We start from the raw sequence: 22,638 nt of genomic DNA, 5'->3' as shown, positions 1-22,638 counted from the left end.
GCATCGCGTCCTTTCCCCGGGTACACCACGAATGCGCAAAGTGTCCCGGATTACAGCTGTGGCTGTCCGGCGGCGCGCGGGGATGAGGGGGAGAGTGCCCGGTGCGGGGCGGCGGAAACCGCCCCGCCGGCGCAGGGGGCGCCTTTCGGACTCGTGACTCCCCCTCAGGGGCCGTCAGGCCGGGGTGGTACCCGTTCCGGTGCCGGGCATCACGGTCGGCGCCGGCATCGGCGCGGCGTCCTTCCGCAACCGGAACCAGTAGAAGCCGTGGCCCGCGAGCGTCAGCAGATACGGCCACTGCCCGATGGCCGGGAACCGCACCCCGCCGATCAGCTCCACCGGATGCCGTCCGTTGAACGCCCGCAGATCGAGCTCGGTCGGCTGTGCGAACCGCGAGAAGTTGTGCACGCAGAGCACGAGATCGTCCTTGTACTCGCGCAGGAAGGCGAGCACCGCGGGATTCGACGACGGCAGTTCGGTGTACGAACCCAGCCCGAAGGCGGGGTTCTGCTTGCGGATCTCGATCATCCGGCGGGTCCAGTGCAGCAGCGACGACGGGGAGGACATCGACGCCTCGACATTGGTGACCTGGTAGCCGTAGACCGGGTCCATGATGGTCGGCAGGTACAGCCGGCCCGGGTCACAGGACGAGAAGCCCGCGTTGCGGTCCGGGGTCCACTGCATCGGTGTGCGCACCGCGTCGCGGTCACCGAGCCAGATGTTGTCGCCCATGCCGATCTCGTCGCCGTAGTACAGGATCGGCGAGCCGGGCAGGGACAGCAACAGAGCGGTGAACAGCTCGATCTGGTTGCGGTCGTTGTCCAGCAGCGGGGCGAGACGGCGCCGGATGCCGATGTTGGCGCGCATCCTCGGATCCTTGGCGTACTCCGCGTACATGTAGTCGCGTTCTTCGTCCGTGACCATCTCGAGCGTGAGCTCGTCGTGGTTGCGCAGGAAGATGCCCCACTGGCAGTTCTTCGGGATGGCGGGGGTCTTGGCCAGGATCTCCGAGACCGGGTAGCGGGACTCGCGCCGCACCGCCATGAAGATCCGCGGCATCACCGGGAAGTGGAACGCCATATGGCACTCGTCGCCCCCGGCCGCGTAGTCGCCGAAGTAGTCGACGACGTCCTCCGGCCACTGGTTGGCCTCGGCGAGGAGCACCGTGTCCGGATAGTGCGCGTCGATCTCCTTGCGCACCCGCTTCAGGAAGGAGTGCGTGCGCGGCAGGTTCTCGCAGTTGGTGCCCTCCTCCTGGTACAGGTACGGCACGGCGTCCAGCCGGAACCCGTCGATGCCCAGGTCCAGCCAGAACCGCAGCGCCGAGATGATCTCCTCCTGCACGGCGGGGTTCTCGTAGTTGAGGTCGGGCTGGTGGGAGAAGAACCGGTGCCAGTAGTACTGCTTGCGCACCGGGTCGAAGGTCCAGTTCGACGACTCCGTGTCGACGAAGATGATGCGGGCGTCCTGGAACTGCTTGTCGTCGTCGGCCCAGACGTAGTAGTCGCCGTACGGGCCGTCGGGATTGGCCCGGGACTCCTGGAACCACGGATGCTGGTCGCTGGTGTGGTTCACCACGAAGTCGATGATGACGCGCATGCCGCGCTGGTGGGCGGCGTCCACGAACTCCACGAAGTCGGCCAGGTCACCGAAGTCGGGCAGCACCGAGGTGTAGTCGGCGACATCGTAACCGCCGTCCTTCAAGGGGGACTTGAAGAACGGCGGCAGCCACAGGCAGTCGACGCCCAGCCACTGCAGATAGTCCAGTTTGGCGGTGATTCCCTTGAGGTCGCCGATGCCGTCGCCGTTGCTGTCCTGGAAGGAGCGGACGAGGACCTCGTAGAAGACGGCCCGCTTGAACCAGTCGGGGTCGCGGTCGCGGGCGGGAGTGTCCTCGAACGTGTCGGGAACGGGTTCATTGACGATCATGATGTGGGTGACCCTCCGGTCTGCGGGGACGGTCGCAGGGTGACGATGTGCGCGGGCGTGATGCCCGGCTCGAGGCGCACATAGTTGGCCCTGCCCCAGTGATAGGTCTCGCCGGTGAGCTCGTCGCGCACCGGTACGGTCTCGTGTTCTTCGAGTCCGAGTCGCGGCATGTCCAACGAGACCGTGGCCTCCTGGGTGTGGTGGGGGTCGAGGTTGGCGACGACGAGCACGACGTCCTGGCCCGAGCGCTTCGAGTAGACGATCACCGCCTCGTTGTCGGCGTGGTGGAAGTGGACGTCGCGCAGCTGCTGAAGCGCCGGGTGGCGGCGCCTGAGCCGGTTGAGCAGGGTGATGAGCGGAGTGATGGTGCGGCCCTCCCGCTCGGCCGACTCCCAGTCCCTGGGCCGCAGTTGGTACTTCTCCGAGCAGCGGTACTCCTCGCTGCCGACACGCAGCGGCACGTTCTCGCACAGCTCGTACCCGGCGTACATGCCCCACGACGGCGACAGCGTCGCGGCCAGGACCGCCCGCACCTCGAACGCGGGCCGGCCGCCCTCCTGGAGGTAGGCGTGCAGGATGTCGGGGGTGTTCACGAAGAAGTTCGGCCGCATGTACGAGGCCGACTCGCCGGACAGCTCCCGTACGTACTCGGTGAGTTCGTGCTTGCCGTTGCGCCAGGTGAAGTAGGTGTACGACTGCTGGAAGCCGATCGCGGCCAGGGTGTGCATCATGGCCGGTCTGGTGAACGCCTCCGCCAGGAAGATCACGTCAGGAGCCTCGCCGTTGATCTCGGCGATCACCTGCTCCCAGAAGACGACGGGCTTGGTGTGCGGATTGTCGACACGGAAGATGCGCACCCCGCGGTCCATCCAGAAGCGCAGCAGCCGCACCGTCTCGCGCACCAGGCCCGGCATGTCCGCGTCGAACGCGATCGGGTAGATGTCCTGGTACTTCTTCGGCGGGTTCTCGGCGTACGCGATGGAACCGTCGGGCCGGTGACGGAACCACTGCGGGTGCTCCTTCACCCAGGGGTGGTCGGGCGAGCACTGGAGCGCGAAGTCCAGCGCGACCTCCATCCGCAGCGAGCGGGCCGCCCGTACGAAGTGGTCGAAGTCCGTGAGCGTGCCGAGGTCGGGGTGGATCGCGTCGTGACCGCCCTCGGCCGAACCGATCGCCCAGGGCACGCCGACGTCATGGGGGCCGGGCGTCAGGGAGTTGTCGCGGCCCTTGCGGTGGGTGGTGCCGATGGGATGGACAGGCGGCAGGTACACCACGTCGAAGCCCATCGCCGCGATGGCGGGGAGCCGCTCGGCCGCGGTGCGCAGCGTGCCGGAGACGGGCGGCACGCCCTCCTCGACCACCGCGCCCTCCGAACGCGGGAACAGCTCGTACCAGGAGCCGTACAGCGCGCGCCGGCGCTCGACCTTGAGCGGCAGCGGCGGTGAGGAGCTGACCAGTTCGCGCAGGGGGTGACGGGCGAGCGCGGCGGCGGCGTCGGCGGCGAGCGCGGCGGCGAGCCGCGCGCCCGCGGACCTCTCCGTGTCGCGGAGCGCGTCGGCGACCGCGAGCACCGCCTCACGGCCGTCCTCCTTGGGCACTCCGGCCGCGGCGCGCTCGTACAGCTCGGCGCCCTCGGCGAAAACCAGTTCGGTGTCGATGCCGGCCGGGATCTTGATCTCGGCGTGGTGCCGCCAGGTGGCGACCGGGTCGCTCCACGCCTCCACCGTGTAGGTCCACGCGCCCTCGCAGTCGGGGGTGACGTCGGCGCCCCAGCGGTCGGTGCCGGGAGCCAGCTCCCGCATCGGGGTGAAGGGCCCCGGGCGGCCCTTCGGGTCGTGCAGCACGACGTTGGCGGCGACCGCGTCGTGGCCCTCGCGGAAGACCGTGGCGGTGACCTGGAAGGTCTCACCCGCCACGGCTTTCGCCGGCCTTCTGCCGCAGTCGACGAGCGGGCGTACGTCCAGGACGGGAATGCGGCCAATGAGCGAGTTCACAACATCACCTGAGGGCTGTGCGGGCAGGTCGGGTCGATCACGTGGAGGCAGTGTTTGTCTTCTTTGTAACTGCTCGGTCGGTGACTGGCCGGGTGCGGGCATGTCGGCTCCTGTCCGCGTTCACTCGGGTGGCCGGAAAGGATGCGATCTTCAGGGCGCGCTGGCGTACGTACCGGATGAGCCTTCCCCCGCCCTCGGGGAGGCCAATCCGGCGATGTGTTAACTACTAGGACGTAGCGGGGCGCGCAAGACGGACGAAAAAGGACCGGACCCGTCACTCGAACGGAACCGGTCCTTCCTGTCTGCCCTTGTATACGGTCGCTCCCGACGAGCCGTCAGGAGGTCTCGGCGGACTCCGCCGTACGGCCCGACCACATCTGCCACGGCTGCCGGGTGACCCACTCGTCCACCGCCGCCGCCGTGAAGGCCAGCTTCCGCGCCGCCCGGCCCCCGTCGCCCGCCATCAGGCCCGGCTCGGCGCCGCTCGCCATGAAGTGGTAGATCCCCGCCACCCCGGCCGCCGTCCGGGGGCCGAGGATCTGCGCGAGTCCCTGCTCGAAGACGTGCGGCTCCAGTGCCGTGTAGCGCACCGGACGACCGAGTCCCCGGGCGAACGCCTCGGCCAGCTCCGGGCCGGTCAGGGTCTGCGCGCCGCCGATGTCGAAGACCCGGCCGGCCGCTCCCTCCGCCGTGAGGGCCCCGCACACCGCCTGCGCCAGGTCCCGGTGGGAGATCCAGGCGGTACGGACGTCGGCGGGCAGCGGGTAGGCGAGCACGCCCTCGTTCACCAGCGCCGGTCCGTTCCAGGGGCTGAAGAGGTTGTCCAGGTACACGGGAGGGCGCACGACGACCAGTTCCACGCCGCTGTCGGCGAGGCTCTCGCGCAGCACGGTCTCCACCAGGCGGCGCGTCTCGAAGGCCGCGACGTTCGTCGTCTGCTGCGGGACACGGGTGTTGGCGTTGTAGACGATCCGGTGCACCTTGCTGTCCCGGGCCGCCCTCGCGATGTGCTGGGCGTAGCGCATGACCTTCTCGGCCTCGTACACCAGCGGCATCGTCACCGCGGCGTGGGTCGCGCCCTGGAAGAGCTGCCGCACGTCCTCCTGCCGGCCCAGGTCGCCGCTCGCGACCGAGACCCCGGGCAGCTTCGGGCGGTCCTCCTCGGGCTTGCGGCTCAGGGTGCGTACCCGGTGGCCCCGCTCGGCCAGCAGACGGGCCGTCGCGCCGCCCTGGAAACCGGTCGCGCCCACCACGGCCACGCGCATCGGAATGTGATCGGACATGTCTCAGAAGGGCCCTTCGATAGGGTGTGGCTGCTGCCGTGAACGGCACGTCCAGGCTCGCGGCGGCGGCTTCGGCCGATCAATTAACAATCCGGGGCGGGGGTTGAAGGATCGTCCAATGGACCGACCACTGGAACCGACCCATAGTGAGCGTGACGACCTCCTGAGCGAGCTGCTGAAACCACTGCGGCTCACCGGGGTGTTCGACAGCCGGTGGTATCTGCGCGCGCCGTGGGCCATCGAGGGGGACGCCGAGCAGAGCTGCGCCGTACTGCACTTCATCACCGAAGGGGGCTGCTGGATCACCGGCGAGGACCAGACGCCGATCGAACTGCGCGCCGGCGACCTCGCCGTCTTCCCCACCGGGACGGCGCACCGGCTCGCCGACCGCCCCGACCGGCGGGGCGTCTCGCTCGCCGCGGTGCTGCCCGAGCGGCGGCCCGGCACGTCCGGCGAGATCCGTATCGAGGGGGAGGGGCCCGTCAGCAGAATGCTGTGCGCCGGACTGCACTACGACGCGAGCGCGGCGACCGGTCTGTACAAGGCGCTGCCCTGGGCCCTGGTGCTCGACAGCTCGCAGGTCGACCAGGAGCCGCTGCTGCGCGACACCCTGCGGCTGCTCGCCACGACGGACCGGCCGGTGGGCCCGGGGGACCGCCTGATCACGCTGCGCGCCTTCGAGATGGCGCTCGTGCTCGCGCTGCGGCCGCTGCTGCGGGACCTGGCCGGCAATCCCTCCGCGCTGCCCGTCCTCGGGCACCCCGGCATCAGCAGGGCCATGGTGATCATCGCGACCCGGTTCGCCGAGCCGTGGACCATCGAGTCGCTCGCCCGCGAGGTCGGCATGTCCCGCTCCGCGTTCACCGCGGCCTTCCGGGATCTCGTCGGGGAGGCGCCCGCCCGCCATCTGACGGGCCGCCGGATGCAGGAGGCCGCCCGGCTGCTCGGTGAGACCTCCCTGCCGCAGTCGGCGGTGCCCGAACGGGTCGGGTACCAGAGCACGGTGGGCTTTCACCTGGCCTTCCGCAAGTGGTACGGGATGACGCCCGGCGAGTACCGCAGCAAGGGTGCGTCAGCCGCATGACTGGCCGGTTCTTAAGGACCGCTGGACGGTCGTTCATTGCCCGGTGTCCTCGGCGGGGGACAGGCTCGGCTGAAACCGGCCGCCGCCGGCCGGCCCCGAGCGGGTCAGGCGGAGGTCCGTCCAGCCGCAGTCCCTTCGAGGAGAGACGTTGACCAGGTCCGGCCAGGAATACCTCGCATCGCTGCGGGACGGGCGCGAGGTGTGGATCGACGGCGAGCGGGTCGCCGATGTCACCCGCCACGCCGCTTTCCGCAACACCGCGGCGTCGATCGCGCGGCTCTACGACCTGGCACACGACTCGCGGTACGCGTCGGTGCTCACCGCGGACGGCGTGCATCGCGCGTTCAAGGTGCCGCGCTCGTACGAGGACCTCGTGGCGCGGCGCCGCGCGTACAAGGTGTGGGCCGAGTCGAGCTTCGGCTTCCTCGGGCGTACGCCGGACTGCATGGCGGGTGGGGCGGCCGGATTCGCGGCGGTGCCGGAGCTGTTCACCACCGACGGCTTCGACGGCGCGGACAACGCGCTCGCCTGCCACCGCAGGCTGGCCGAGGGCGACCTCTATCCCACGTTCACTCTCACCAACCCGCAGATCGACCGCACGAAGGCGGCCTGTGAGCAGGAGGAGGACGATCTGGTCGTGCGGGTCGTCGCGGAGAAGGACGGCGGCGTCGTGGTGCGCGGCGCGAAGATGACCGGCACGGCGGCCGTCTTCGGCAACGAGGTCGTCGTCGGCACGATCGAGCCGCTCGCGCCGCAGGACGTCGACCACGCCCTGTGCTTCTCGGTGCCGGTCGGCACGCCCGGGCTGAAGTTCCTCTCCCGTACCTCCTACGAGGCGCAGGCCCGCAGCGTCTTCGACAACCCGCTCTCCGCGCGGTTCGACGAGAACGACGCGCTGCTCGTGTGCGAGGACGTCTTCGTGCCGTGGGAGCGGGTGCTGACCTACCGGAACGTCGACGCGACCTTCGGCATGTGGTGGCGCACTCCGGCGTACGTGAACTTCGTGCACCAGGCCGCCACGCGCTTTTGGACCAAGCTGGAGTTCCTGACGGGCATCGCCATTCTGCTGACCAAGGCGAACAACACCTACCAGCTGCCGCCCGTCACCCAGGCGATCGGCCGGCTGATGGGGAGGGTGGCGCAGGCCAAGGCGTTCGTGCTGGCGGCCGAGGCGTCGTACGAGCAGGTCGACGGGGGACGCGGGGGCGTGATGCCCGGAAAGGAGATCTCGTTCGCGCAGCGGATCATGGCGGGCGAGCTGTACCCGGCGGCGGTGCAGGAGATCAAGATGCTGGCGGGCGGCGGCGTCATCCAGCTCCCGGCCTCGGCCGAGGACCTCCTCCACCCGGAACTGGGGCCGCTGGTGCGCAAATACATCCGGTCGCCCGGTCACCCGGCCGAGGACCGCGTGAAGCTGCTGAAGCTGGCGTGGGACGCGCTCGGCTCGGAATTCGCCTCCCGCCACGAGCAGTACGAGCGCTTCTACCACGGCGCGCCGCACGTCTACCTCACGCAGCAGGTGTGGGAGGGCGACACGGACAGCTGTGAGGCGCTGGCGCGGGCGTGTCTGTCCGGGTACGGGCTCGACGAGAGGACCTCGCAGCGGTGACCCCCGACCGCACCGCGGACGCGACCCACGCCGACCGGGCCGTGTCCGGGGCCGGCCCCGCGCTCCTGCTGCTCGCCGCCACCCAGCTGCTCCTCATCATGGACACCGCGATCGTCAACGTCGCCCTGCCCTCCGTGGGCGAGGACCTCGGGTCCGGCTCCGCCGGGCTGTCGTGGGTGGCCAACGCGTACCTCATCACCTTCGGGGGACTGCTGCTGCTCGGCGGGCGGACCGCCGACCTGTTCGGGCACCGCGGGGTCTACCTGACCGGGCTGGGCCTTCTCGCCGCCGCGTCCGCCGCGGGCGGCGTGGCCGGCGGGCCCGGGCCGCTGATCGCCGCGCGCGCCGCGCAGGGCGTGGGCGCGGCGCTCGCCGCCGCGGCCGCCTTCGCCCTGCTGCTCACCCTGTTCCCCGACGGGCCCGGCCGGCACAGGGCGCTCGGGGTGTTCGCCGCGATGGGCGGGCTCGGCGGGGTGCTGGGCACGGTGCTCGGCGGCGTTCTCACCGATCTCCTGGGCTGGCGCGCCACGTTCTGGCTCAACGTCCTCGTCGCGCTCCTGCTGGCCGCCGTCGCACTGCGGTTGCTCGCCCCGGGTGAACGCCGCCGCGAACGAGGCTTCGACATCGGCGGGGCCCTCACCGCGACCGGTGGGCTCGGGCTCCTGGCGTACGCGCTCGTCGGCGCGGGCGAGGCGGGCTGGACCGCGGCGCGGACGCTCGTGAGCGGGGCGGCGGGGCTCGCCCTGCTCGTCGCGTTCGCGCTGCTGGAGCGGCGGGTCGCCCGGCCGCTCGTGCCGCCCGCCGTGCTGCGCCGCCCCGCCCCGCGGCTCGCCAACGTCCTGGCCGCACTGGCCCAGATGGCGCTGTTCCCGATGTTCTTCCTGGTCAGCCTTTTCCTGCAGAGCGTGCTCGGCCGGTCGCCGCTCGCCGGCGGCCTCGGTCTGCTGCCGCTGTCCCTGGTCGTCGTCGCGGTCGCGCCGCGGACCGGGCGGCTCATCGGGCGGCTCGGGCTGGGCCGCACCATGACGCTCGGCTTCGGCCTGCTGTTCGTGGGCATGGTCTGGCTCGCACTCGCGCTCGACGCCGGCGGCACGTTCCTGACCACCGTCCTGGCCCCGAGCCTCGTCCTGGGCGTCGCGCTGCCGCTCGTCATGGTCACCACCAACGTGGCGGCGACCGCCGGCGCGGCGCCCGACGAGACCGGGCTCGCTTCCGGACTCGTCAACACCAGCCAGCAGTTCGGCTCGGTCCTCGGGCTCGCCGTCCTGGTCGCCGTGGCGACCGCGGGGACCACGGCGGCCGGCGGCGCCGCGGCCGAGACCGCGGGCTTCAGGTCCGCCCTTCTGGCCGGGGCCGTGTTCGCGGCCCTGGCCGTCCTGCTCTCCTCCCGGCTGCGGCTGCCCGCGTCCGCCATGGCGCCGCCACGCCAGGACCGGGTCGGCGGCGCCGTGGAGTGACCGGGGGCGGGACGGCGCCCCGGCGGGAGACGCGCGGCCCTGCGGCATCGCGGCGCCCGTGCACCGCCCGCCCCACATCCCACCAGTGAACCGTTCTGTCCGAAGGGGACATTCCGTTGACCCTGTACGACCTTGTCGCGCCCGGTCTCGATGTGCTTGGCGAACCGCGTTACCGGATAGCGGAGATACGCGCGGCGGACCCGCTGGGCGCGGACGCGCTCCTCGCCGCGCTCCCCGCGATGAACGCGGAGGCGGACGTGCCCGCGCTCACCGTCGCGCTGCGCACCCTCATCCCCGACGAGGAGCGGGTGGCCGCGCTCGGCATCGTCGACGCGCTCGCCGCGATGCGCGACCTCGGCATCCTGCTCGGTTCGCTGAAACGTCACGGCGCGCAGCCGCTCGCGGCCGTGCCGGAGGCGCTTCCGGTCCTGGAGGAACTGGGCCGCCGCACCGACATGGTCCCGCGCGACACCGTGCACCACTACACGACCTGGAACCCGTCGGGGAAGCGCCAGCGGATGTACACGGGCGATCCGATGGAGGGCAATCTCCAGGACGCCGTCCGCATGGTCTTCCCCAGCCTCGTCGCGTCCCTCGACACCTGCGCGGAGCTCGCCCGCCTGGAGCCCTACGATCCCTGCTTCGCCCTCGTCCTCGACCGCGTCGCCCAGCAGGTGCAGGCCATGGTCGACGCCATCGACCTCACCGTCGCCCGTGTCTCGCCCGTCTTCTTCGCCCGCGAACTGCGCTCCTACTTCGAGGAGATCGACGTCGCCGGCCGCGACTACCTCGGGCCGGCCGCGGCCCAGGTCCCGCTGTGGCTGGTCGACCTGACGCTGTGGCAGTGCGATCGCGGCAACGAGCGCTACGACGCCTTCCTCGACGACTCCGTCGAGTACAGCCTGCCGTCCTGGCGCGCCCACTACGCGGCCCACCGCGGCGGCGTCTCGGCGGTCTCCAAGCTCTCCGCCGCCTTCAGCTGGGAGGGAGGCGGCCGTGTCCCCGCCACGCTCACCGCGTCGGCCGTCTCCCTCACCCGCGTCCTGCGCATCCTCAAGACCTTCCGTGCCCGCCACCTCACCATCGCGCGCAAGGCCTACAGCGAGGAGGTACGGCTCTACGACGAGGGCAGCGGCGGCGCCCCCGTCGCCCTCCTGCGCTCCGTGCTCGACCTGACCCGGGACAACGAGACCCTGGTGCGCCGCTCGGTGGAGCCGCCCGCCCGGGCCGCCCGCTGACCGACGAAGGAGAGCCACAGGAGAGTTCGAGGAGACCGTCCCCATGACCCACATCATGATCGCCGGCGGCGGCATCGCCGGTCTGACCGCGGCGCTCGCCCTGCACACGGCCGGGTTCGAGCGGATCACGGTCGTCGAGGCGACTCAGGAGATCCGCCCCGTCGGCGCCGGCCTGAACATCATGCCCAACGCGGTGCGCGAACTCGACGCGCTCGGCGTGCTCGACCGCGTCGAGGAACGCGCTGTACGCACCCGGGAGCTGCGCTACTACCACCGCAGCGGCGGCCTCATCTCCCGTGATCCGCGCGGGCTGGGGGCCGGCTACCACTGGCCCCAGCTGTCCGTCCACCGCGGCGACCTGCAGCTCGTGCTGGCCGAGGCCGTGCGGGCCAGGCTCGGCGAGTGCGCCCTGCTCGGCGGCGTACGCGTGACCGGCGTCGACGCCCTCCCGGACGGCCGCCCGCGCGTCATCCTGGAGCACAGCGACGGCACCCGGCGCGGCCGGGCCTCGCTGGAGCCGGACCTGCTCATCGGCGCGGACGGCATCCGTTCCGCCGTACGCGCCGCGCTCCACCCCGGCGAGGGGGAGCCGCCGTGGAACGGGATGCTCGTCTGGCGCGGGATCTCCCGCGTGCCGGCCGCCCGCGCGGGCCGCTTCATGCTCATCGCCGGAGACGACCGGCTGCGGGCGGTCGTCTACCCGATCTCGGAGCCCGCCGACGGCGGCGACGTCCTCGTCAACTGGGCGCTCGCCGCGCCCTCCGAGACGGCCGGGGGCACCTTCCGCGGCGACTGGAACCGGGCCGTCCCCGTGGAGACCTTCGCGGGCCGCTTCGAGGGCTGGGAGTTCGACGGGGTCAGCGTCCCCGAGGTCCTCGCCGCCGCCGACGCCGCGTACGAGTACCCGATGGTGGACCGCGACCCGCTGCCCGCCTGGTCCATGGGCCGCACGACGCTGATCGGCGACGCGGCCCACGCGATGTACCCGATCGGCTCCAACGGGGCGACCCAGTCCATCGTCGACGGCCGCGCGCTGGCCCACGCGCTGGCCCGCCACCGCGACCCCGTGACCGCGCTCGCCGCCTACGAGGCGGACCGCCGGCCGGCCATGACCCGGCTTCAGCTGTCCAACCGGCAGCAGGGCCCCGAGGTCGTCATCGATCTGGCGCACCGGCGTGCGCCCGGCGGATTCACGGACATCCGCGACGTGATCCCGGAGTCCGAACTCGCCGAGATCGCGGCACGGTACGCGGCCACCGGCGCGTTCGACCCGCGGAGCGTGAACCAGGGCTCCCCGTACGGGGGAACATTGCGCACCTCCCACTAGGGCCGTGGCCGGCTGCTGTGGCGGCGGTTCCCGGCGGCCGACGACGGGTCCCGGCCGCGTCGTGGCGTGGGGGTCACCCCCGGCGCAGCCAGGGGAGCCGAAGGGCCCAGGCGCCCCGGAGGCGAACCGAGCCTCCCGAAAGGGACCGTGCGCCGTGGTGGGGGAGGACGGGGTGCGACTACGGTCGAGGACGACGGAAAAGGGCGCACACCGTCGTGCGTCCCCTCGGATGCGTACATCCCCTGCGAAGGTGGGACCTGTGAAGGCCATTCGTCGATTCACCGTCCGCCCCGTCCTCCCCGAACCACTGCGACCGCTCAGCGATCTGGCGCGCAATCTGCGCTGGTCCTGGCACGCCGAGACCCAAGAGCTGTTCCGTTCCGTCGATCCCGAGGGGTGGCAGGCCGTCGCCGGCGATCCCGTGCGGCTCCTCGGGAACGTGTCCGCCGCCCGGATGGCGGAACTGGCCAAGGACCGGCGCTTCCTGCGCCGGCTCGCCGCGGCCGCCGACGACCTGGACGACTACCTGCACGGACGCAGGTGGTACCAGTCCGGGGACGGCGGCCCCGGCGGCTGCGAGTTCCCCACCGCCATCGCCTACTTCTCCCCGGAGTTCGGCGTCACCGCCGCCCTGCCCCAGTACTCGGGCGGCCTCGGCATCCTCGCGGGCGACCACCTCAAGGCCGCCAGCGACCTCGGCGTGCCGCTGATCGGTGTCGGCCTGCTCTACCGGCACGGCTACTTCCGCCAGTCGCTGTCCCGTGACGGCTGGCAGCAGGAGCACTATCCCGTTCTCGACCCGAACGAGCTGCCGCTCACCCTGCTGCGGGAGGCCGACGGGACCCCGGCCGGAGTGTCCCTGGCCCTGCCCGGCGGCCGCCTGCTGCACGCCCACATCTGGGTCGCCCGGGTCGGCCGCGTCCCGCTGCTGATGCTCGACTCCGACGTCGAGGGCAACGGACCGGGCGCCCGTGACGTCACCGACCGGCTCTACGGCGGCGGCAGCGAGCACCGCCTGCTCCAGGAGATGCTGCTCGGCATCGGCGGCGTCCGGGCTGTCCGCGCGTACTGCAGGATCACCGGACACGAGGCGCCCGAGGTGTTCCACACCAACGAGGGACACGCCGGCTTCCTCGGCCTGGAGCGCATCCGTGAACTGGGCGAGAGCGCCGGCCTCGGATTCGACGCGGCGCTCGAAGCCGTGCGCGCGGGCACGGTGTTCACCACCCACACCCCGGTGCCCGCGGGCATCGACCGTTTCGACCGCGAGCTCGTCGCCCGCCATTTCGCGGACGGGGCCGAGCTGCCGGGAGTGCCCGTCGACCGGGTGCTCCAGCTGGGTGTCGAGAGCTATCCCGGCGGTGAGCCGGGCCTGTTCAACATGGCGGTGATGGGCCTGCGGCTGGCCCAGCGCGCCAACGGCGTCTCCCGGCTCCACGGAGCCGTCAGCCGTGAGATGTTCTCCGGCCTGTGGCCGGGCTTCGACGCGGCCGAGGTGCCCATCACCTCGATCACCAACGGCGTGCACGCGCCGACGTGGGTCGCGCCCGAGGTCTTCCGGCTGGGGGCGCGCCAGATCGGCGCGGGCCGCGCGGAGGACGCCCTGTCGGTCGGCGGGTCCTCGCGCTGGGACGCCGTCGCGAACATCCCAGACGCCGACATCTGGGAGCTGCGCAGATCGCTGCGCGAGCAGCTGGTGCAGGAGGTGCGGGACAGGCTGCGCGCGTCCTGGCGGCAGCGCGGCGCCGGCACCGCGGAACTGGGCTGGATCGACGGGGTGCTCGACCCCGACGTGCTCACGATCGGGTTCGCCCGGCGAGTTCCGTCGTACAAGCGGCTCACGCTGATGCTGCGCGACCGCCGCAGACTCACCGAGCTGCTGCTGCACTCGACGCAGCCGATCCAGATCGTGGTCGCGGGCAAGGCCCACCCGGCCGACGACGGGGGCAAGCGGCTCGTACGCGAACTGGTGCGCTTCGCCGACGACCCGAAGGTGCGCCACCGCATCGTCTTCCTGCCCGACTACGGCATGGCGATGGCGAAGAAGCTCTATCCGGGCTGCGACGTGTGGCTCAACAATCCGCTGCGTCCGCTGGAGGCGTGCGGCACGAGCGGGATGAAGGCCGCGCTGAACGGATCGCTCAACCTGTCGGTGCTCGACGGCTGGTGGGACGAGTGGTACGAGCCGGACTTCGGCTGGGCGATCCCCACCGCCGACGGCGCGGCCACCGACGAGGACCGCCGCGACGAACTGGAGGCCGCGGCGCTGTACTCGCTGATCGAGGAGCGGGTCGCGCCCCGCTTCTACGAGCAGGGCTCGGGCGGTCTGCCCGACCGCTGGATCGCGATGGTGCGCCGCACGCTGACGACGCTCGGCCCCAAGGTGCTCGCGGGCCGCATGGTGCGCGAGTACGTCGAGCGGCTCTACGCCCCCGCCGCGAAGGCCCACCGGGCCCTGGACGCGTCCGCCGCCGTGGAGCTCGCGGACTGGAAGGCGCGGGTGCGGGCAGGCTGGCCGCAGGTCGCGGTCGACCATGTGGAGGCCGTGGACCAGGACGCGGGTGCGGGTGCCGCGGCGACGGCGGGTCTCGGGTCCACGCTGACCCTGCGGGTGCAGGCCCGGCTCGGTGAACTGCGGCCGGATGACGTGGAGGTGCAGGCGGTGGCGGGCCGGGTCGACGCCGACGACGCGATCCGTGACGCCCAGACCTTCCCGCTGAAGCCGTCGAGCGGCCCGGATCTGGAGGGCCGCTGGGTGTACGAGGGGCCCTTGGCGCTGGACCGCACGGGACCGTTCGGTTACACGGTGCGGGTGCTGCCCGCCCACCGCCTGATCCCGGCGGGCGCGGACATGGGGCTGGTGGCGCTGCCGCCGGAGGCGGCGGGGCGGGAGGCGGGCGTCCTGCTGCGCTGAGCCCGGCCGGTGTTCGGGGTGCGGTCCTTCCCTGTTCGGGCAAGGACCGCGCCCGCTGTGCCGCCGGATCGACGCGGCCACACCGCTGAGCTGTGGCCGCGGAGCGGAGTCCGTCGGGCCGAGTGCGCCCGGTTCGTGACCGTTCCATGACGCCCTGGTGCAGCTGATGTGATCAAGACGTGATGATCGCCGATGAGTCGATGTCGGACATGTGATCTTGTGAGGTTGTGCCGTTCATGTCATAGTCCGGTTCCGCTTCTGCTGGTCGCGAAGGTTCGGACCAGGATGTGACGGGAGTCGGCGGAGCAGGGTGGCTCCGTTTGGCATTCGGCCGTATCGGCACCGACGTGCTGCCGGCGATGTCCCCCACCTCCGCACCGGCCGGCAGAGGCATGAGGCCGCCCGTACGACCGATCGGGCTTGCCTCGTGGACATGTCACACGGATGCCGTGCTTCTCGTTGTCGAGGACGCCACACGGCACAGCAGGTGGGGGGAAGAATGCCGCGTGTCGGCACACGTACGGCCCGGGGGGTGACGGCGCTCGCTCTGGGCGCCGCGATCACCCTGCTCGGGCAGGGCGCGGCACCGGTGCCGCAGGCGGCCGCAGCCGTGGGCTGCGCCGGAGCCCAGAACGACTTCAACGGTGACGGCATCCGCGACATGGCCTTCGCGGACCCGGAGGCCACGGTCTCAGGCAAGGAGCGCGCCGGGCAGATCCACATCGTCTACGGCGGCGGCAAGGGCACGTTCGCTCTGTCGCAGGACTCGCCGAACGTGTCGGACGCAGCCGAGACCGGCGACCAGTTCGGCTTCTCGTTCGCCGTCTACGACGCCAACAACGACGGGTGCAGCGACATCGCCGTCGGCATCCCGTTCGAGGACATCAACCTGACCGACCGGACCGTCAAGGACGCCGGCCTCGTCCACCTGATCTACGGCTCGCCCACCGGCGTCGCCTCGGCCGGACTCGGCACCTACGGCTTCCGGCAGGGAGCCGACGGGAAACTCGGCGGTGGCTACGAGGCGGAGGACTGGGTCGGATACGCGGTCGCCGCGGGCAGGTCGGCCACCAACATCCCCTTCCTCGTGATCGGCGTCCCCGGCGAGGACGGTGCCGAGGGCAAGGACATGGGGATGTTCCACTACGTCTACGGCACCGGCTACAACGTGGCGCACGTCGCCCAGGACAGCACCGGCGTGTGGGAGGACCCCGAGCCCAACGACCGCTTCGGCGCGTCGATCGCCGCCACCGACCGCCACTTCGTCGTCGGTGCTCCCGGTGAGTCCACGGCCACCACCACGCAGAACATGGAGTTCGCCGGTGCCGTGATCGCCTTCCGTCCGTCGATCAACACCAACGGGATCCCGGACCCGCTGTTCGGCATGGGGCAGGGCCGCAGCGGCACCGGTGACACCACCGCCCAGGCCGGAGACCAGTACGGCACCTCCCTGGCGATGGCGCCCTACCGCCCCGCCGGAGCCACCTCCAACACCGACTCGCTCCTCGCGGTCGGCGTACCCGGCGAGGACCTGGCGACCACCGTCGACGCCGGCGCCGTGCACACGTACCACCTCAAGGCCGACGGCACCGTCCAGCACCTCAAGTGGATCGACCAGAACCAGCCGGGCGTGGAGGGCGAGGCCGAGGCGGGCGACTTCTTCGGCCAGCGGCTCGCCGCGGCCAACACCTCCCCGACCGTGACGGGCACGGCGGCGACGATGCGGCTCGCCGTCGGGGCCCCGGGTGAGGAGTCGACCGAGGAGTATCCGGAGGAGGGCGGGGTGCAGATCCTGCCCCTGCTGGGTGACCCCGGAACCGGGGACAGCTGGATCTCGCCCGGTAACGGCATTCCCGCGACCCGTGCGCCCCGCATGCTCACCGGCATGGGCCTCGGATCGAGCCCCGGCGCCCTGTACGTCGGTGTCCCGTACGGGCCCGTGGCGAACAGGGCCGTCCACGCCTTCCCCTGGAACACCCCCGGCGGCGGCGCGCCCACGCAGAGCTGGCGGCCGGGTGAGGGTGGCATCCCGGTGGACAACGTCGCGTTCGGCGCGTCCCTGAGCTGATCGACCGGGCGCCGCCGCCCCGTCGGCGGCAGACGCGGCCCGCGGACGCCCCGCGGGCCGCACCCGACGCCTGCGCCCCGGGACAGCAGGCCGTGCGCTGCCCGCGGCAGGCACCGACGGCACGACCCAGGGCCGGCGAGCGGCCGACAGACCCCGGAACAGCCCCTGCCCTCCCGGGCGGACCGGGCATCCCGGACTGGGCTGTTCTCACCCGTGCCGTACCCGCGAGGCACCACACCCCGTCAACCGGCGTATCCCGCAGGGTGCTTCGGCCCCCACCCGCCAGGGCCAACGGCGGGCGGTGTGGCCCGGCACGGCGAGGGCGGGTCGGCCGACGGCGGCGGGGACGGGAGCAGGGCGTCGGCCACGCGGACCGGACGGGCGCGTGGCACCAGGAACCGCCGGCGGAAATCAGCCGGCTGCGTTAGGGGAGGACCCATTTCAGTGAGCAGTCCAACATGCCCGCGACCGCGGGCAGTCCGACGACGAACGGCGCTCGCAGCGAGCGCCGTCGTCCTGACCGTGTCCGCCCTGGGCCTCGGCCCGGCGGCGAGCGTCGCGGTCGCCGCCGGCTGTTCCGGCGCGGAGTCGGACTTCAACGGCGACGGCATCCGCGACACGGCGATCGCGGATCCTGAGGCGACCGTCGCGGGCCAGGCACGGGCCGGGCTCGTCAGGATCGTGTACGGCGGAGGCAAGGGGACGTACGAACTCACCCAGGATTCGCCGAACGTGCCCGGCGGACCCGAGGCGGGCGACGAGTACGGCACAGCCCTGGCCGTCTACGACGCCGACCTCGACGGGTGCAGCGACCTCGCGGTCGGCATGCCGTACGAAGACATCGGCACCGCCGCGGATGCGGGTGCCGTCCACATCGTCTACGGGTCCGCCGCGGGCATCAACGGCGGCAAAGTGCCGAAGGAACACATCCAGGGAGAGGGCAGGACCCTCGCGGGGACCGCCGAGGCGGGGGACTGGGTCGGGTACGCCCTGGCCGCAGGCAGGACCTCCGCCGGGACCCCGTATCTCATCGCCGGCATCCCCGGAGAGTCGATCGGCACGGTGGAGGACGCCGGCGGCGCCGTCTACATCCATGGGGCGGCTCAGACGGTCGCCGGCATCCACCAGGACTTCGAGAACGCCGGCGGGGCCGTTCCCGGAGTGGCGGAGACCGACGACCGCTTCGGTTCGTCGATCACCGCTTCTCCCACCCATTTCGCGATCGGATCGCCGGGCGAGGCCCTCGGGACGACGCCCTTCGCCGGAGCCGCGACGGTCTTCAGCCACACCCTCGTCTCCGGCTGGCCCAAGCCGCTCTTCGGCCTCGGGCAGGACCAGACCACCATTTCCGGAGCGGAGGAACCGGGCGACGGCTTCGCCACGGCACTGGCCATGGTTCCTTACCGTCCGTCCGGTGCCACATCGACGACCGAGTCGCTCCTCGCGGTCGGCGTACCCGGTGAGGACCTGGCGACCACCGTCGATGCCGGTGCAGTACAGACCTTCCGGATCACGGCCTCCGGCACCTTCTCGGAGGTGGCCTGGATCGCGCAGGACACTGCCGACGTCGAGCAGGAGAGCGAGCCGGGCGACTTCTTCGGTCAGCGCCTCGCGGCCGTCAACACCGCGCCGAGCAGCACCAGTTCCGGTGCCAACAGTCGGCTCGCCATCGGCGTCCCCGGTGAGGAGTCGTCGGAGGAGCACCGCGAGAAGGGCGGCGTCCACATCGTGCCGATGGTCGGCGCGCCCGGAGCGTCCGACTCCTGGATCGACCCGGGCTGGGGCATCCCCGGTGAACCGGCCCCCACCCAGCTCGCGGGACTCAGCCTCTCGGCGACTTCGGGCGGGCTGTACGTCGGCATGCCCTACGGGCCCGCGGCGGGCCACGCGGTCCACCTCTTCCCGTGGAACGTCGCCAACGGCGGCGCGCCCACGCAGACATTCAGACCCGGCGAGGGCGGCATCCCCGCGGGCGGCACCGCCTTCGGCGCGGCGGTCCGCTGATGAACCACAAGGAGAACGGACACGTGTCCAGACGTATACGACGCGGCCTCGTGCTGCGCGGCGCGATCGCCGCGGTGGCGGCCGGCGCCGTACTGACCGGCGGCTTCCACGCGCTGCCGGACAACCCGGACGGTGCGGACGCCGCACCGAAGCAGGCCGCCGTCGGCACGGGGACCCCCGTGCAGACGGAGGCCGAGGCCCTCGCGGTCGCGAAGAAGAGCAACAAGAAGATCGAGATCCTCGGCATGCGCACCGCGCGCCGCGAGATCTACGCCGAGCCCAACGGGACGTTCACGGCCCGGGAGTACACCGATCCGATCCGCACCTTCCAGGACGGCTCGTGGGTCGACATCGACAAGACCCTGGTGCGCCGGTCCGACGGCAGCGTGGCGCCGAAGGCGACCGCCGTGGCCCTGTCGTTCTCGGACGGCACGGCCGGCAAGCCGTTCGTCACGATGAACCAGGCGGGCCGCGAGCTGTCCCTGACCTGGCCGTACGGCAAGCTGCCGGCGCCCGTCCTCGACGGTGAGACGGCCACGTACAAGGACGCGCTGCCCGGCGTGGACCTCACGGTGCGCGCGGAGGCCGACGGGTTCGGTCACCTTCTGATCGTCAAGACGCCCGAGGCCGCAGCCGATCCGAGGCTCGCCCGGGTCGACCTGGGTCTCACGACCGACGGACTGAAGGTCACCGAGGCCGCCACCGGCGCGCTCAGGGCCGAGGACGCCGCCGTCGGCGGCACCGTCTTCGAGGCCGGCAAGCCCGTCATGTGGGACTCGGCCGCCGTCAAGGAGGCCGCCGCCAGGAAGCAGGGCCCCAAGGCCGTCTCCAAGGCGCTCGCCGCCGCGTCCGCGGAGGCGGCTCCCGCCCCGGCCGTCGCCCCGGAGCCCGCGCTCGCGGGCCCCGGCGGTGGTGGCAAGACCTCGCCGCTCGGCGTCCAGGTCGGCAGGGGGAAGCTGTCCCTGGTGCCCGACCAGAAGCTGCTGAAGGGCAAGGACACCGTCTTCCCGGTCGTCATCGACCCGATCCAGCGCACCACCTCGCGCACCGCGTGGACCGGCGTGATGTCGGGGATGCCGAGCGAGCAGGACTGGAAGTACTCCGGCAGCGCGGGCGTGGGCAAGTGCCCCACCGACTACAGCCCGGTGTCCTGCAACGGTGTGGGGGTGCGGCGGCTGCTGTTCACCATGCCGATGTCGTTCTACTCGGGCAAGCAGATCCTCGGCGCCTCGTTCTCCGCGCGTGTCGAGCACATCTACAGCGCCACGCCGACCGCCGAGCCGATCCGGCTCTACCGCATCGGCGGCAAGAACTACAGCATCACCTCCTCCTCCAGCTGGTCCAACACCTCGGACGACTGGCTCGACCACATCGGCACGGTCGACAAGGCGATCTCACCGACGAGTTGCTCCAGCCAGGCCAACCTGCACTTCGAGGCCGGCGTCACGGGTGAGCTGACCACCGAGGTGAAGACGGCCGCGGCCGAAGGCTGGTCCTCCATGACGCTCGGCCTGCGCGCCGCCGACGAGACCCGGCTGCCCGAGTGGAAGCGGATCTGCGGCAACGCCTACCTCTCCATCAGCTACAACAACCTGCCGCGGAAGATCACTTCGCTGTCGCAGAACCCCGGCGGCGTGTGCACCTCCGGCGCGGGCCGTCCGTACGCCGAGGTCCCGCCGCAGCTCCAGGCCATCGCCAGCGACCCGGACCACACGAGCACCAGCACCGACAAGGTGAAGGTCGAGTTCAAGGTCGACTGGACCGACCCGGTCACCAAGGAGGCCAAGAGCTACACGTACCTCACCCCGACCTGGCTGGCGCCGACCTCCGGCACCAAGTTCACCCACACCGTCAGGTCGACGATCCCGCAGAACACGGTCATCTACTGGAGCGCCCGCGCTTACGACGGTGACGGCTACGGTCCGTGGAGCTCCGACGGCGAGTCCGTGCGCTGCGAGTTCGTCTACGACGCGACACTGCCGGGCAAGCCGAACGTGCTGTCCAAGCAGTACCCGTCCGACAGCGTCTACCACGACGGCGTCGGCACCTACGGCTCGTTCACCTTCTCGCCCAACCCGAACGACTCCGTGCCCGACACGGACATCGTCAAGTACCGGTACGCGTTCGACAGCACCGCCACCCCGGCCACCACGGTCCCCGCCACCACGGCCGGCGGTCCCGCGACCGTGAGCTGGATGCCGACGCGTTCCGGACGCCACTGGGTCGACGTCATCGCCGTCGACAAGGCGGAGAACCCGAGCACCAAGGCGCACTACGAGTTCCTCGTGACCGAGGGCACCCCCGTCACCGCCCAGTGGAACCTCGCCGACGCGCCGACCAGCACCGAGGCGCACGACGAGACCGGAGCGTTCTCCGCGAACGCGGGCACGGGCGTCACCTTCGGTGTGGAGGGTCCCGGCGGCAAGGTCGACGCGGCCGCCCGCTTCGACGGCACCTCCGCCGCCTACGCCGACGTCAACGAGACGGTCCTCGACTCCTCGAAGAGCTTCAGCGTCAGCGCCTGGGTCCGCCCGGAGGGCACCCCGACCCGTGACATGGCCGTCGTCAGCCAGGACGGCACCGGCGAGCCCGGCTTCACCCTCGGCTACGACCACACCGCCGGCACCTGGGCGTTCTCCGTCCCGGTGACCGATGTCGACTCGCTCGGCGAGTGGAAGGCCGTCGCCACCGGCGTCAGCGTGGTGCCGAACCAGTGGGTCCAGCTGACGGGCGTCTACGACGCCACCAAGTCCGAACTGCGGCTCTACGTCAACAAGGACTCCAAGGGCGTCGCCTCCCGCCGCTCGGTGTGGCGGTCCTACGGCCCGCTGCAGCTCGGCCGCACCACGGCGAAGAGCGGCTACCGCGACAACTTCGACGGCGACCTCGCCGAGGTCCGCGTCTTCGACCGCGTCCTGCCCGCCGCCCAGGTGGCCGAGATGATGACGGTCAAGCCGCAGCGCAAGAACTACTGGCAGCTGGACTCGGCCACTTCGGGCTCGTCCCCGGACACGGGGACGGGACAGGCGCTGACGCTGGCGGGCAACGCCGCCGTCATGGGTCCGCCGTCCGACCCGCTGTCGCTGGACCCGTACCCCCTCGTCGGGGCGGGCCACCTGGTGCTCGACGGTGACGGGGACTACGCGTCCACGGCCACCGCGCCGGTCACCGGAGCGAGCAGCTTCACGGTCAGCGCCCGGACCCTGATCACCACGCCCTACTCGGAGAAGGCCCAGACGGTCCTCTCGCTGCCGGGTACGGCGGCCAACCGCCTCGCGGTCCGCTACCGGCCCGCCCCGGACGCCGAGACCCCGTCGATGTGGGAGCTCGCGGTCGCCGAGTCCGACTCGGCCACGGCGACGGTGAAGTCGTTCACCGACAACCAGGAGCTCCCGGACAGCGATCCGGCCGGCCAGCACCTGGCCGTCGTGTACGACGCGTTCGCCAACGAGATACGGCTGTACGTGAACGGCCAGCTCGCCGACATCGCGCACGGGTCCGACGACACCCTGTGGGCCGCCACCGGCGCCCTGCAGGTCGGCCGTTCGGCACTCGGCGGCGGCAGCGAGTACTTCGCGGGCGCGATCGACGAGGTCCGCGTCTACAGCGGAGCCGCGGACAAGACCGCGATCCAGCAGATGGCCAACCCGATGGCCCTGCCGGACATGTGAGCCCCGGGCGGTCGGGCCGCCGCGCTGCAGTCGCTGCCCCGGCGGAAGCTCGGACTCCTC

General features: G+C 71.7%; 12 protein-coding genes. 9 read left to right on the top strand and 3 right to left on the bottom strand.

The window, feature by feature from the left end; all coding sequences use genetic code 11:
• Window positions 1-174 precede the first annotated feature (174 nt).
• The 3 genes from treS to AB0K02_RS30515 form a co-directional block, all read right to left on the bottom strand.
• Window positions 175-1,929 carry a maltose alpha-D-glucosyltransferase gene (gene treS, locus AB0K02_RS30525; RefSeq protein WP_365995811.1) on the bottom strand — a complete coding sequence of 585 codons (1,755 nt, stop codon included), beginning with the start codon at window positions 1,927-1,929 and terminating at the stop codon, window positions 175-177.
• Window positions 1,926-3,923: an alpha-1,4-glucan--maltose-1-phosphate maltosyltransferase gene (locus AB0K02_RS30520; protein ID WP_365995810.1), complete on the bottom strand. Its 1,998-nt coding sequence runs from the start codon at window positions 3,921-3,923 to the stop codon at window positions 1,926-1,928. The genes treS and AB0K02_RS30520 overlap by 4 nt, the downstream gene beginning before the upstream one ends.
• Before the next feature lie 335 nt (window positions 3,924-4,258).
• Window positions 4,259-5,206, bottom strand: coding sequence for an NmrA family NAD(P)-binding protein (locus AB0K02_RS30515; RefSeq protein WP_365995809.1), 948 nt, complete (start codon window positions 5,204-5,206; stop codon window positions 4,259-4,261).
• Window positions 5,207-5,324: 118 nt separating this feature from the next.
• Between AB0K02_RS30515 and AB0K02_RS30510 the strand changes: the two genes are divergently transcribed.
• From AB0K02_RS30510 to AB0K02_RS30470, 9 genes are all read left to right on the top strand, one after another.
• On the top strand, window positions 5,325-6,290 hold the full coding sequence (locus AB0K02_RS30510; RefSeq protein WP_365995808.1) for an AraC family transcriptional regulator: 966 nt from the start codon (window positions 5,325-5,327) through the stop codon (window positions 6,288-6,290).
• A gap of 148 nt (window positions 6,291-6,438) precedes the next feature.
• Window positions 6,439-7,899, top strand: a complete 1,461-nt coding sequence (locus AB0K02_RS30505; protein WP_365995807.1) for a 4-hydroxyphenylacetate 3-hydroxylase N-terminal domain-containing protein — start codon at window positions 6,439-6,441, stop codon at window positions 7,897-7,899.
• A complete protein-coding gene (locus AB0K02_RS30500) occupies window positions 7,896-9,356 on the top strand; it encodes an MFS transporter (protein ID WP_365995806.1) in 1,461 nt (486 codons plus the stop codon). The genes AB0K02_RS30505 and AB0K02_RS30500 overlap by 4 nt, the downstream gene beginning before the upstream one ends.
• A gap of 116 nt (window positions 9,357-9,472) precedes the next feature.
• The gene (locus AB0K02_RS30495) at window positions 9,473-10,594 is read left to right on the top strand and encodes a monodechloroaminopyrrolnitrin synthase PrnB family protein (protein WP_365995805.1); all 1,122 of its coding nucleotides are present in this window, start codon (window positions 9,473-9,475) and stop codon (window positions 10,592-10,594) included.
• 43 nt (window positions 10,595-10,637) lie between these two features.
• Window positions 10,638-11,921 carry a flavin-dependent oxidoreductase gene (locus AB0K02_RS30490; protein ID WP_365995804.1) on the top strand — a complete coding sequence of 428 codons (1,284 nt, stop codon included), beginning with the start codon at window positions 10,638-10,640 and terminating at the stop codon, window positions 11,919-11,921.
• A gap of 259 nt (window positions 11,922-12,180) precedes the next feature.
• A complete protein-coding gene (gene glgP, locus AB0K02_RS30485; protein WP_365995803.1) occupies window positions 12,181-14,835 on the top strand; it encodes an alpha-glucan family phosphorylase in 2,655 nt (884 codons plus the stop codon).
• A 532-nt stretch (window positions 14,836-15,367) separates the two neighbouring features.
• Window positions 15,368-16,903 (top strand): VCBS repeat-containing protein, encoded by a 1,536-nt coding sequence (locus AB0K02_RS30480; RefSeq protein WP_365995802.1) that lies wholly within the window; start codon window positions 15,368-15,370, stop codon window positions 16,901-16,903.
• Between the two features lie 522 nt (window positions 16,904-17,425).
• Window positions 17,426-18,907 carry a VCBS repeat-containing protein gene (locus tag AB0K02_RS30475; RefSeq protein ID WP_365995801.1) on the top strand — a complete coding sequence of 494 codons (1,482 nt, stop codon included), beginning with the start codon at window positions 17,426-17,428 and terminating at the stop codon, window positions 18,905-18,907.
• Between the two features lie 23 nt (window positions 18,908-18,930).
• Window positions 18,931-22,578, top strand: coding sequence for a LamG domain-containing protein (locus AB0K02_RS30470; protein WP_365995800.1), 3,648 nt, complete (start codon window positions 18,931-18,933; stop codon window positions 22,576-22,578).
• Window positions 22,579-22,638: the final 60 nt, after the last annotated feature.

It is taken from the genome of Streptomyces sp. NPDC049597 (assembly GCF_040675505.1).
Lineage (GTDB): Bacteria > Actinomycetota > Actinomycetes > Streptomycetales > Streptomycetaceae > Streptomyces.
Note: the sequence above shows the minus strand (reverse complement) of the source record. Positions and strands in the feature narration are given on the sequence as shown.